The following is a 13,338-nucleotide window of genomic DNA, read 5'->3' as shown; positions in this document are numbered from 1 at the left end:
AGATATATTTATTGTAGAAAAGCCCGATTTCAGAACGAAATCGGGCTTTTTTATACACCTCTAATTATGAAATTTAATGAGTTTCGGGAGCCTTTTTATATTGTATGGAATCTAATTTCCATTTGTATGCTTCTTTTTTTAGTAGTACTGTTTGTTTTAGATAGTTCTTTATTGCTTGTAGCTGCGCCGATTTGTCCATCAAAGCTAAAAGGGACGGAATGTATGCTATGTGGTATGACACGGGCATTTTTAAAAATTAAAGAAGGAGATTTCTCACTGGCCTATCAGTTTAATCGTGGAAGCATAATTTTGTTTTCATTGATTATCGTAAATTCTATTATCTTTATAAGTGAAAAAATTATAAACCATAAGAAACTATGAGAATAGCAGGATTACTATTGGGTATTCTATCCTTAATCGGGATGTTAGTGGCATTTATCCCTTGTTTAGGTTGGTTAAACTGGCTTAATATTCCTTTTGCTGTAGTAGGTTTGATCGTTAGTTTGATTGCTTACAATGATGTCAATGTGCAACCAAATAACCAGCCAAAGACTGGCATTATTTTATGTGTCATTGCAATTGTACTTGGTGGGTTTCGTTTGGCTGTTGGTGGCGGTATTTTTTAAGAGATACACATTTAAGATTGTTCAAACAGCCCTTTAATGAAAGATTTCTTCTAAGATATAGAGCGATTTTATTTCTCTGAAATTCGTGAGATGTAGTCTGTAGTAGTCGATTATTTTTTCTAAGAGTATCTGACGGTCTTTAGTACTCATTTTGATATCTTCTGAGGAGTTGAATTCTGTTGCCATCAATTTTCTAAAAAGCGTGGTGTGAGGTTCCTGTAATACATAGGGATGTTCGGGAAGCTGATTGGAGAAAGTGGCAGATTCCAAATTGAAATAGGGATAGTTTTTCGAAGCTTCAACAGGGTAAAAACCCAGAAAACGACTTAAGTTAATAAGAAATACCAAATGAAAATTTGCAAGATTTGTTTCAGAGTTATCAAGCCATAGTATCGCTTGATACAAATATTCGAATAGAAATGGATCTCCAGATTGCTCCCTTAAGATTTTATAGAGCACTTCATTGAGAAATATTGCTAATGAGCTTTTGACAATATCGTAAGGTATACTTTTTAAAGGAGGTACCTGCCGTGCTTCATTTATGCGATGCAGGGAATTGTTATCTTTAAAGGTTACAACCATATCTAAAGGATGTAAGGCCTGTAAGAACCCCGATCTAATTTTAGCTTTAGGTTTGCGGGCGCCATTTACAAGGTATGATTGCAAGCCAAAGTGTTCCGTATAAATTTGAGATACGACGCTACTTTCAGAATAATTGGTGGTTTTTAATACAATACCTCTAGTTTTATGAAGCATATTTATTTATCTTTTTTCTCTTTTCGCATTTCTATCAATGCATTTCTATCAATCTTGCGTATCAGGCGATAAATAATACGAAGAAACCCGACTCCAAAAGAAATTACCCCTAAAATCATAATCGGTTTATACCAATTATTTTGTAATTTCATTAGATAATAACTGACCAGGATGAGTATAACAGCAAGTATAATTTCTAATAGTCCTCTGCGTAAATATTTATTCATGATGTTTACAAGTGTGAATTGTTGAAAACTATTTTCTATGTTTAAGCAAATATAATATAATTAAATACATTATTTTTGCCTTTACCAAGGCCTGGATATTTATTTTTTTAAAAATAAATCCTTAAAATTGTTGCATTTAACAAAATAAATATAGATATTTGCACACTCTTTGCGAAAAGATATATTTAAATTAAGACAACAAAATAACATAATATCATGTCAAGAATTTGTGATTTAACAGGCAAAACAGCAATGAATGGATATAATGTATCTAATTCTAACGCTAAAACAAAACGTAAATTTTACCCAAATTTGCAAACAAAACGTTTCTTCATTCCAGAAGAAGATCGTTGGATTACATTAAAAGTTTCGACTTCGGCGATTAAAACTATCAACAAAATCGGTATCACTAATGCTATCGGTAAGTTCATAAAAAAAGGATCAATTTAATTGATTTTTCGCCTGTTGCATAAAATATCATTCATGAATTTCAATCCTAGCATTTTATAGGATTCAAAATAAAGTAAAACAATGGCTAAAAAAGGAAATAGAGTACAAGTTATCTTAGAATGTACTGAACACAAAGAAAGTGGTCTTCCGGGAATGTCTCGTTACATCACTACTAAGAACAAGAAAAATACAACTGAGCGTTTAGAATTGAAAAAATTCAACCCAGTATTGAGAAAAGTTACTGTTCACAAAGAAATTAAGTAATTCACATCTTAGTTGCTGTGTAAGCACTAAGTTAAAATATTAATACCATGGCAAAGAAATCTGTTGCATCGTTACAAAAAGGTGGCGGTAAAGAATATACAAAGGTTATTATTACTACAAAATCGACTAAAACGGGAGCTTATACTTTCAAAGAGGCGATGATTCACAATGATAAAGTAAAAGATACTTTAGCAGAGGCTGCAAAAAATAACTAGTAATTTTCCTTTTTTAAAGTTTTTCTTTAAAAAGAATTCAAAAAAATAGCCGTTTTGGTATACACCGAAAGGGCTTTTTTTGTTGGTTTCAAATATCTATCTTTGGCAATCGGTATTTTATACTGGTCGGAAGATAAATAATAATGAATTCATAAGCGGAACATATATCAATGGGATTATTCGATTTTTTCAAGAAGAAACAAGAAACTCCTGAAGCCCAAGAAGCTTTAGATAAAAGTTTGGAAAAGACTAAAGAGGGTTTCTTTTCTAAAATTACAAAAGCAGTTGTTGGTAAATCAACTATCGATGATGATGTTTTAGATAATTTGGAAGAAATATTGGTGACCTCGGATGTGGGTGTGACAACAACGCTGAAAATTGTTGACCGTATTCAGGCGCGTGTTGCACGTGATAAATATGTTTCAACCTCAGAGTTAAATACGTTATTGAAGGAAGAGATTCAGGAATTATTAGCGGAAAACAACAGTTCTGATTTTGAAAACTTTGAGTACGGTAATCACAAACCATATGTTATCATGGTGGTCGGTGTAAACGGAGTTGGAAAAACAACAACAATTGGAAAACTGGCACATCAGTTGAAAGCAGCTGGCAATAAAGTTGTTTTGGGTGCTGCCGATACTTTTCGTGCTGCTGCCGTAGAACAAATCAAGCTTTGGGGTGAACGTGTAGGTGTTCGTGTTGTTGCACAGGCGATGGGATCTGACCCTGCTTCTGTTGCTTATGATGCAGTCCAATCGGCCTTATCTAACGGTGATGATGTCTGTATTATTGATACAGCAGGTCGTCTTCATAACAAGGTTGGCTTGATGAATGAGTTGGGGAAAATAAAAAATGTCATGCAAAAGGTTATTCCTGGTGCTCCACATGAAATTCTATTGGTTCTTGATGCCTCTACAGGACAAAATGCCATAGAACAATGTACTCAATTTACACAAGCAACTGATGTAAATGCCTTAGCATTGACTAAACTGGATGGTACCGCAAAGGGTGGGGTAGTTATCGGTATATCTGATCAATTTAAAATACCTGTAAAATATATTGGTGTCGGTGAGAAAATCGGCGATTTACAGTTATTCAACAAAAAAGAGTTTGTGGATTCGCTGTTCAAGTAATCCACATCCATTATATGAAAACAAAATATAGTAAGGCTGTAGAGCCAAAGTCAAAACCCCGTGTGAATGTGGTTACATTGGGTTGTTCTAAAAATATTCACGATAGTGAAGTATTGATGGGACAATTAAAAGGTAATCAAATAGAAGTTGTACACGAGGCTACTAATATTCAGGAGAACGATATTGTTGTTATCAATACCTGTGGTTTTATCGATAATGCCAAACAGGAGTCTATTGATACGATCTTACAGTTTTCAGAGTTGAAAGATGAGGGTAAGATCAATAAGGTCATTGTCACAGGCTGTCTTTCTGAGCGCTATAAACCAGAACTGCAATCTGAAATTACGAACGTAGATGGTTATTTTGGAACAAATGATTTGCCTGATTTATTAAAATCTATCGGTGCAGATTATCGTCACGAACTGTTAGGTGAACGTATGTTGACCACGCCTTCACACTATTCTTATTTTAAGATCGCGGAAGGTTGCAACCGTCCATGTTCATTCTGTGCGATTCCGTTAATGCGTGGTAAGCATGTTTCGAAATCAATTGATGATTTAGTAAAAGAAGCAAAATTCTTAGCTTCTAATGGAACGAAAGAATTGATATTGATCGCACAAGATTTAACCTATTACGGATTAGATATTTATGGAAAGCGTAACCTTTCTGACTTGATGCGTCATTTATCTGATGTTGATGGTATCGATTGGATCCGTTTGCAATATGCTTATCCTTCTGGATTCCCAATGGATATTCTTGATGCCATGAATGAACGTTCAAATATCTGTAATTACTTAGATATGCCCTTGCAACATATTTCTGATCGTATGTTGACTTCAATGCGTCGCGGTACAAGTAAGCAAAAACAGATTGATTTGGTTAATAAAATCCGTGATAAAGTTCCTAATATTGCTTTGCGTACAACGTTAATCTGTGGTTATCCTGATGAAACTGAGCAAGATTTTCAAGAGATGTTGGAATGGGTTGAGGAAACACGTTTTGACCGCTTAGGATGTTTTACTTATTCGCATGAAGAGAAAACACATGCGCATTCATTGGAAGATAATGTCCCTGAAGAAGTAAAACAGGAGCGTGTAGAAGCGATCATGGAAGTACAACAAGGAATTTCTTTTGAGATCAATCAAGATAAAATAGGAAATACCTATAAAGTATTAATTGACCGTGTGGACGGCGATTACTTTATTGGCAGAACAGAATATGACTCTCCAGAAGTTGATAATGAGGTTATACTTGATGCAAAAACAAACTATGCCCGAATCGGTGATTTTGTAAATGTTAAAGTGGACCGCGCTGAAGACTTTGATTTATATGGATCTATTGTCAAATAATAGCGATCCAATCGTTGCTTTTATTCGTAAACACTACATTTGTGCGCAGAGAAAATATTAATTGCTTATTTTGTATAGCAATTATGTATATTACTCTGTTTTTAGTGCAAATGTAATCACGAATGAAAGCAACTTATATAGACTACAGCGAAACCAACAGCTTTTCTAAGACACTTATTGCTTATTTAAATCAGGATGAAGCTTTAGTTCCCTTTATCGGGAATTGGCCAACTTTCGCTGGTTTTGAAAAGCAAATTAATGAAAAAAAACCTTTTCTTTCGCGTACGCTTTTAGTTGATCGATTAAAAGCACAATATGGGGATTTACTAGAATCCGCTCCTCACGTTGCAGCAAACATTGATAAATTACTTGCTGGTAACGCATATACCATTACAACGGGACATCAACTCAATATTTTTACTGGTCCATTATATTTTATCTTTAAAATCATAACAGCTATTCGTTTAGCAGATGATCTTAAAGTCAAGTTTCCAGAGAAAGAATTTGTTCCTGTTTATTGGATGGCTACGGAAGATCATGATTTTGCGGAAATAAACCACACGAAATTGTCAGGTAAAAAAATCGTTTGGGATACTCCCGCTGTTTCAGCTACAGGAAGAATGGATACGGATTCTATTGTTCAGGCGGTGAAGCAGTATACCGGTGTTTTAGGGCTTTCTGAGCATTCTTGTAAACTTGCCTGTATTGTTGAGAATGCTTATCTCAAGCATGATAATTTAGCCGATGCTACCCGCTATCTTGTACATGAATTGTTTAAGAAATTTGGCCTGCTTATTATTGATGCTGATGACAAAGCGCTAAAAACCGTTTTTAAACCGATCATAACAGAAGATATTTTAACTGAAAAAAGCTTTAAAGCAATAGAAGAGACATCTGAGTCTTTGGAAAAAGCCGGTTTTGCCACACAGGTGCATGCTCGTGAAATCAATTTTTTCTATCTGACAGATGAATTTCGCGAACGTATTGTTTTAAATGCTGATGGTCGTTATGAGGTTTTACATCAGGATATTTACTTTACAAAAGCGGAGCTTGAAAAGGAAATAGATACATACCCAGAAAGATTCAGTCCGAATGTGGTTATGCGTCCTATGTACCAGGAAATCATCTTACCTAATTTAGCTTATATTGGTGGTGGGGCAGAAATGGTTTATTGGATGCAGCTAAAAGCAAATTTTGATCAATATGGAATTGATTTTCCAATTTTAATACCACGTAATTCTGCCATGATTACTGAAGATAATGTGGTGTCTAAGATTTTTAGACAGGATCTTACTTTTAAAAGTATATTCCGGGATAGTGAAATTCTAAAGAAGGAATTTGTGCGTCGGCAAACGAAACATCGTTTAAATCTAAATGATGAATGGATGGAGTTAAATGCCATATTCGGAAAAATAAAGCTTCGTACGCACAAGATAGATCCTAGTTTATCACCAAGTACGGAAGCGATTAAAGCACGGTTAAAAAAAGCTATTAATAATCTGGAAAAGAAATTAATGCGTGCCGAAAAGCGGAATCATAAAGATGCATTGTCTAATATCGACCATATCAAAGAACGTCTGTTTCCCGGTGGTGGATTGCAGGAACGGTCTGAGAATTTTGGTCTTCTCTATGTTAAATATGGAGATACTTTATTCGATGAACTTTATAAGCATTTTAATCCATTGGATTTTAAGTTTACGATACTCTATTAAAAGTCAGCTCAAAGCTGACTTTTTTCATTTATAATTTGATAACACACAGTTCAGTTCTAGTTAACAGGGGGTGGTTAGATTTGTTGCATAACAATGTAACAAAATACTAGATGAAAGAATTTCTACTCACAACATGTTTAACTGTCATTGGTACTGGTTTGTATGCGCAGACAACTCAGGCTGGTTTTGCTGGAAAGATTACAGACGAGCACGCTAAAGGTGTTCAAGGCGCTTCTGTAGAGGTTCGAAATGAATCGACAGGCTTCACCACAAAAACATCTACCAATGCAAATGGCGATTATAATTTTAAAGAGCTGCCATTGGGCGGTCCTTATATATTGAAAGTTTCCTATGTTGGATATGGTGAACAGGTTCGGACCGGATATAATTTAAATCAGGGAGATCTTATCCGAGTTAATATTCCCATTCAAAATTCTTCAAATGTTCTGGAGACAGTCGAGATTAAAGGCACAAACACATTAAAAAATCAAATTGAAAATTTGGGTGCAGCGACCTCGGTTACGGCAAAAGATATCGCGAAGCTACCGGTTAACGGGCGGAATTTCACGTCATTAATGGATCTTTCCCCCTTAAGTAAAGGTGATAATATCGGTGGTCAACTGGGCTCCTCCACAAACTTTACGATAGATGGTATGAATGCAAAGAATCCGACATCTGCAGGCTCGACAACAAGCAGAAGTGGCGCACCATTTTCGATTTCTATAGAGGCAGTTCGTGAGTTTAAGGTGGTGACCAATCAATATGATGTCACTTATGGTAGAGCTGGCGGCGGTACAGTTAGTGCTGTTACGAAGCAGGGAACCAATAAAACACAGGGTAGCGCCTGGATTTATTCTCGAGCTGATTGGTTGTCCAGCCCCTACACGATTGACGGTAAAAAACGGACCAATGATTTTTCGACTTATCAGTATGGCTTTACATTAGGTGGGCCTATCATAAAAGATAAATTACATTATTTTGTTGCTTGGGATCATCAAAAGGATGCACGACCTTTAATAATTGCAGATATTACTTCGACTCTTGATGAGGAGCGATTTAAAATCACCCAAGATAATTTAAATGCATTTGTTGATATCGGACGTGAAAAATATGGATTGAGTAATGATCGTCAGTTTGGCTCTTTTGATAAGAAAAGAAATTCAGACGCGGTATTTGGTCGGATTGATTGGCAGATTAACAATAGTAATTTGTTAACGATCCGTAATAACTTTACTAGCGATATCAATAAACTGGGTCTACAGGATAATAAACCGATTACGCTATATGAATCTTATGGTAATGACAAGAATATTGATAATAGTTTTCTGGCTACGCTAAGAACATCTGTTTCGTCAAATATTACTAATGAACTGAAATTACAACACTTATATACGTATCAGAACAGTAGTCCTGGTGATCAGTTGCCTAGCCAGAATATTCCAAGAGCGATTGTGGAGAATATTGTTTCTAAAGTTGGAAATAATGATCTCAAAACCACCGTTCAGTTAGGGGGACATCGTTTTGCACAGGAATCTTTTAAAAACAATGTCTTCCAGTTAGTCAATAATTTATATTATAACACGGATAAGATCAATTATACATTCGGTGTTGATCTGATGTATACGCATGCTAGTTCTGTTTACGGAAGTGAGGTAAATGGCCGTTTTCATTTTGGAGCCAGTGATACTAGAACGGCACTACAAAATTTTCAAGACAAGAAAGCTTATAACTTTTATAGAGAGGTGCCGTTAGTTTCGGATCCTACGGTCGTTGGCAAGATCTTCAATGCTGGATTGTATGGACAGATGCAATCCAAGTTGGCGGCAGGTTTAGATTTGGTTGCAGGTTTACGTTTTGATTACGGTCATTATCCTACATCACCTTTAAATGAAGAACTATTGAAAGAGGTTGGTGTACGTACAGATCATAAACTAAAGTCTATTGTGATACAACCGCGTTTTCAGATGACATGGGATGTGAATGAAGGACATAAGGATTTCTTCCGAATCGGAGCGGGTATATTCGCATCGGACATCAACAATTACATGACGATCAATAACCTAACATTTGACGGTAAGCACTTTGCTACTGTTGATGTCCGTGGAAATGATGTACCTACCCCGGATTTTGTACAATACCGTAAAGATCCTTCTTCTACTCCCACTTTAGCACAATTTCAAGTCCCAACTATTAATACCTATGGACCTGATGCTAAAATACCCGTAGTTTATAAAGCAAATGCTTCTTACACGCATTTCTTTACTGAAAAATTGAAAGCAGGAATTTCGGCCTACATGAACCTCGGCCGTAATAATTATATGTATGTGGATCGTAATATGGTGAAGGATCCATTCTTTAGATTAGCGAATGAAGATAACCGGGGAGTTTTTGTGCCGGTATCGGCTATTGTAAATGGAGAATCGGACTGGAAGCAGGGACGTATATCTAATAAATTTGGTCGTGTTCTGGAGTTAAATTCGGAGGGTAAGGTGAATCAGTTTGCAGTGGTTTTAGACGCAAGTTACCAATACTATAAGGATGGTTCTATCTCTGTAAGCTATACATGGAACGATGCAAAAGATAACACATCTTACAATGGTAATGTGGCAAATACTGCGACACTATCTTTGGCCGTGAAAGATGATCCGAGAGATTTGAGCAATATGACGTACTCGAACAATCAATTCCGTAATAAGGTGGTTATTTATGGAACATTGCCTACTTTTTATGGCGTCAGTGTAGGCGTACGTTATTCAGGTATCGGTGGAACACGTTATAGTTTGCTTGCTGGGGGTAATATCAATGGCGATTTTGTTGCAGGTGATAATGATTTAGCGTATATTTTTGATCCTAATAACACGAAGACTCCGACGAATCTGGTTGATGGTTTACAGGCATTATTGAATAACCCGAATGCTAGCCAGAGTTTAAAGGATTACATTAAAAAATATGAAGGAACAATGGCTCAACGAAACGGTGGAATTAATGGTTTTTATGGTCTAATTGATTTACGTATTGCAAAGAAGTTTAACCTATATAAATCTCATGCCTTGGAAGTATCTGCGGACTTGTTTAACGTTGCCAATTTATTTAAGAAAACTTGGGGAATCAATGAATCTTTAGGAAATCAAGCGTTGTATTCTTTGGGTGTTAAAGCTGCGAACGGGAATCCTGCTTTACCTGCATTTGATCCGGCGAAGCAACAGTTTAATTATAATCTTAACAATACAGGGGTTGTAAACCCTTCTGGAAATCCATATCAATTTCAATTAGGTTTACGTTACTCTTTCTAATATTTCAACTTATAAGAGGGTCTTTTCAAAATGAGAAAAGGCCCTTTTTTTATGATTTTATTTTGGTAAGGGTGATAAGCGAACTGACATCGTGCATAACGATCACTTGTTATTAGGATTTATGTCGGGTAACATAGAATCTTGTTCTATATGATGAAATTGAGCTTAAATTTTGTGTGCAGATGAGATCGCAAACGATTGTTTTGTATGGGTATTCTAATAATTATTTTTACAGACATAATCTGCTTTTTTTAGGACTTGAAAAAATGTATCTTTGCACATCCAAAAAGCAGCTGTTTTGCTATTATTTTTAATAAAACCAAAAAAGGTAAGAATCTAGCGAAAGGCACTAATTTTTTGCACACATGAGTAACATACATTTTCAAGAAAAATTTGAAGATCGTCACAACGGACCAAGATCGGTTGAAACGAGAGAAATGTTGGAATTTTTAGGCGTTGACTCGCTTGACCAACTTATTGAGCAAACTGTTCCTGCACAGATTCGTGCAAAACAAGCTTTACAATTGCCTGCTGCTTTAAGCGAAGTCGCTTATTTGAAAAGGGTAAAACAAATTGCAGAAAAAAATAAAGTTTTCAAGTCTTATATCGGACAAGGTTATTTTGATGTGATTTTACCAGGTGTTATTCAAAGAAACGTCTTTGAGAATCCAGGATGGTATACACAGTATACACCTTACCAGGCAGAGATTGCACAAGGTCGTCTTCAGGCGTTGTTAAATTTTCAAACGGTTATTTGTGATTTAACAGGATTAGAGATCGCGAATGCGTCTTTATTAGATGAAGCTACTGCTGCGGCTGAAGGTATGTTTATGCTTTATTCGGCTCGTAAAAACAAAGCGGCTAATGTTTTCTTGGTTTCTGAAAATGCTTATCCACAAACGATCGATGTATTAAGAACTCGTGCATTATCTTTTGGAATTGAACTTCGTATTGAAGCTATTTCTGAAGACAGTTTAACGGATGATGTATTCGCTGCATTTGTTCAATATCCTGCTGCAGATGGTTCAATTATAGATTATAAAGCTTTTACTGCTGCTGCGCATGCCAAAAACATTACTGTTTGTGCCGCTGCAGACTTAATGAGTTTAACGTTATTAACTCCTCCGGGAGAATGGGGTGCTGATGTTGTTGTTGGTAATTCACAACGTTTCGGTGTACCAATGGGTTTCGGTGGTCCTCACGCCGCTTTTTTCGCAACTAAAGACGCTTTTAAGCGTAATATTCCAGGCCGTATTATCGGTGTTACGACAGATTCTAATGGCAATTACGCATTGCGTATGGCATTACAGACTCGTGAGCAGCATATCCGTCGTGATAAAGCATCATCTAATATCTGTACAGCACAGGCTTTATTAGCAATTATGGCGTCATTCTATGCCGTATATCATGGTCCTCAAGGAATCAAGAATATTGCTAGCCGTATTCACGATTTGGCTCAATTGTTAGACCAAGCTGTTCAACAGTTGGGTTATACGCAATTGAACAAAAACTACTTTGATACTGTTCGTTTTGAATTAGGTGGTGAAGTTGCTGGATTAAAATCTGAGGCTTTAAACAACGAAATGAACTTCAATTATGTTGGTTCTGTTGTAGGTATCTCTATTGATGAGTCAACGACTTACGAAGACATTTTAACGATTGTAAAAGTATTTGCTAAAGTAAAAGCTAAAAATTTGGCTGATGTTGATTTCGAATCTATCGAAGCATCTTTAACATCAGCTCTTCCTGCTGATTTGGTTCGTACTTCTGATTACTTAACACACCCAGTTTTCAATAGCTACCACTCAGAGAGTGAGATGTTACGTTACATCAAATCTTTGGAAGCAAAAGATTTATCATTATGTCATTCTATGATTCCATTGGGATCATGTACAATGAAATTGAATGCTACTGCTGAAATGACTCCAGTTACATGGGCTAACTTCGGCGGTTTACATCCATTCGCTCCTGCAGATCAAACTTCTGGTTATATGCAGTTGATCGGTGAATTGAATGATTGGTTATCTGAAATTACAGGTTTTGCTAAGATGAGTTTCCAACCAAACTCTGGTGCTCAAGGAGAGTATGCCGGTTTAATGGTTATTCGTGCTTACCATGAAAGTCGTGGAGATCATAACCGTAACATCTGTTTAATTCCTGCTTCCGCTCACGGTACAAACCCTGCTTCCGCTTCTATGGCTGGATTGAAAGTTGTGGTTGTTAAATGTGATGATCGTGGTAACATTGATGTTGAGGATTTAAAAGTAAAAGCAGCAGAGCATGCCGCGAACTTAAATTCATTTATGGTGACTTACCCATCTACGCATGGGGTATTTGAAGAACCTATTATTGAAATCTGTGAAATTATCCATGCAAATGGTGGACAGGTTTATATGGATGGAGCGAATATGAATGCGCAAGTTGGTTTAACAAGCCCTGGTCGTATCGGTGCTGACGTTTGTCACCTGAACTTACATAAAACGTTCTGTATCCCTCACGGTGGTGGTGGTCCTGGTATGGGTCCAATCGGTGTTGCAGCACACTTAGTACCTTTCTTACCTAATCACGAAGTGGTTGAAGTTTCTGGTGAAGAGGGTATCACTGCAGTATCTGCGGCTCCATTTGGTTCTGCTTCTATCTTAATTATCTCGCATGCTTATATCGCAATGATGGGTGGAGATGGATTAACGAACGCTACAAAAACTGCAATTTTAAATGCAAATTATATTAAAGCTCGTTTGGAAAACCACTACCCAGTATTATATTCTGGCGTAAATGGACGTTGTGCACACGAGATGATCTTAGATTGCCGTGCATATAAAAATGTGGGTGTTGAAGTTGCTGACATCGCAAAACGTTTGATGGATTATAGTTTCCATGCTCCAACAGTTTCTTTCCCTGTGGCGGGTACTTTGATGGTTGAGCCTACTGAGTCTGAGTCTAAAGCTGAATTAGATCGTTTCTGTGATGCTTTGATCGCTATCCGTCAAGAAGTTGCTGCGGTTGAAGCGGGTGATGTAGATCAGGCTGATAACGTATTGAAAAATGCGCCTCATACTGCATCTGTTGTAACTGCTGACGAATGGACTAGATCTTATTCTCGCCAAACAGCTGCGTATCCTTTAGCTTATTTAAAAGATCGTAAGTTCTGGCCTTCTGTTGGTCGTGTAAACGATTCACAAGGAGATAGAACATTAATTTGCTCATGTCCTTCTATTGAAGAGTACGCAGAAGCTTAATCAAAAATATAATTGTAGCGTCCTAGAATAGGTTGACATATAAATTTAACGATAATTATCCTTACTTGACTATT

General features: G+C 36.5%; 11 protein-coding genes. 10 read left to right on the top strand and 1 reads right to left on the bottom strand.

The window, feature by feature from the left end; translation table 11 throughout:
- The first annotated feature begins 66 nt into the window (after positions 1 to 66).
- Together ACFS6I_RS19535 and ACFS6I_RS19530 are read left to right on the top strand one after the other, a co-directional pair.
- The gene (locus ACFS6I_RS19535) at positions 67 to 381 is read left to right on the top strand and encodes a DUF2752 domain-containing protein (protein WP_380923148.1); all 315 of its coding nucleotides are present in this window, start codon (positions 67 to 69) and stop codon (positions 379 to 381) included.
- Positions 378 to 626 carry a hypothetical protein gene (locus ACFS6I_RS19530; RefSeq protein WP_132771720.1) on the top strand — a complete coding sequence of 83 codons (249 nt, stop codon included), beginning with the start codon at positions 378 to 380 and terminating at the stop codon, positions 624 to 626. The genes ACFS6I_RS19535 and ACFS6I_RS19530 overlap by 4 nt, the downstream gene beginning before the upstream one ends.
- A gap of 33 nt (positions 627 to 659) precedes the next feature.
- On the opposite strand, the gene recO is transcribed toward ACFS6I_RS19530, so the two are convergent.
- On the bottom strand, positions 660 to 1,382 hold the full coding sequence (gene recO, locus ACFS6I_RS19525; RefSeq protein WP_021189162.1) for a DNA repair protein RecO: 723 nt from the start codon (positions 1,380 to 1,382) through the stop codon (positions 660 to 662).
- 443 nt (positions 1,383 to 1,825) lie between these two features.
- Here recO and rpmB point away from each other — a divergent pair, with 443 nt between their 5' ends.
- The 8 genes from rpmB (at position 1,826) to gcvP (ending at position 13,264) form a co-directional block, all read left to right on the top strand.
- Entirely contained in the window at positions 1,826 to 2,059 is a 234-nt protein-coding gene (gene rpmB, locus ACFS6I_RS19520) for a 50S ribosomal protein L28 (RefSeq protein ID WP_021189160.1), read from the top strand.
- An 81-nt stretch (positions 2,060 to 2,140) separates the two neighbouring features.
- Entirely contained in the window at positions 2,141 to 2,323 is a 183-nt protein-coding gene (rpmG, locus tag ACFS6I_RS19515) for a 50S ribosomal protein L33 (protein ID WP_002998409.1), read from the top strand.
- Positions 2,324 to 2,370: 47 nt separating this feature from the next.
- Positions 2,371 to 2,538, top strand: coding sequence for a DUF4295 domain-containing protein (locus ACFS6I_RS19510; protein ID WP_021189159.1), 168 nt, complete (start codon positions 2,371 to 2,373; stop codon positions 2,536 to 2,538).
- Between the two features lie 170 nt (positions 2,539 to 2,708).
- A complete protein-coding gene (gene ftsY, locus ACFS6I_RS19505; protein ID WP_021189158.1) occupies positions 2,709 to 3,671 on the top strand; it encodes a signal recognition particle-docking protein FtsY in 963 nt (320 codons plus the stop codon).
- Positions 3,672 to 3,685: 14 nt separating this feature from the next.
- Positions 3,686 to 5,020 carry a 30S ribosomal protein S12 methylthiotransferase RimO gene (gene rimO, locus ACFS6I_RS19500; protein WP_021189157.1) on the top strand — a complete coding sequence of 445 codons (1,335 nt, stop codon included), beginning with the start codon at positions 3,686 to 3,688 and terminating at the stop codon, positions 5,018 to 5,020.
- 122 nt (positions 5,021 to 5,142) lie between these two features.
- On the top strand, positions 5,143 to 6,732 hold the full coding sequence (gene bshC, locus ACFS6I_RS19495) for a bacillithiol biosynthesis cysteine-adding enzyme BshC (RefSeq protein ID WP_380923144.1): 1,590 nt from the start codon (positions 5,143 to 5,145) through the stop codon (positions 6,730 to 6,732).
- A gap of 110 nt (positions 6,733 to 6,842) precedes the next feature.
- Positions 6,843 to 10,025, top strand: a complete 3,183-nt coding sequence (locus ACFS6I_RS19490) for a TonB-dependent receptor (protein ID WP_380923142.1) — start codon at positions 6,843 to 6,845, stop codon at positions 10,023 to 10,025.
- Between the two features lie 365 nt (positions 10,026 to 10,390).
- On the top strand, positions 10,391 to 13,264 hold the full coding sequence (gcvP, locus tag ACFS6I_RS19485) for an aminomethyl-transferring glycine dehydrogenase (RefSeq protein ID WP_315400177.1): 2,874 nt from the start codon (positions 10,391 to 10,393) through the stop codon (positions 13,262 to 13,264).
- Positions 13,265 to 13,338: the final 74 nt, after the last annotated feature.

Source organism: Sphingobacterium anhuiense, from assembly GCF_042686355.1.
GTDB classification, from domain to species: domain Bacteria; phylum Bacteroidota; class Bacteroidia; order Sphingobacteriales; family Sphingobacteriaceae; genus Sphingobacterium; species Sphingobacterium anhuiense.
Note: the sequence above shows the minus strand (reverse complement) of the source record. Positions and strands in the feature narration are given on the sequence as shown.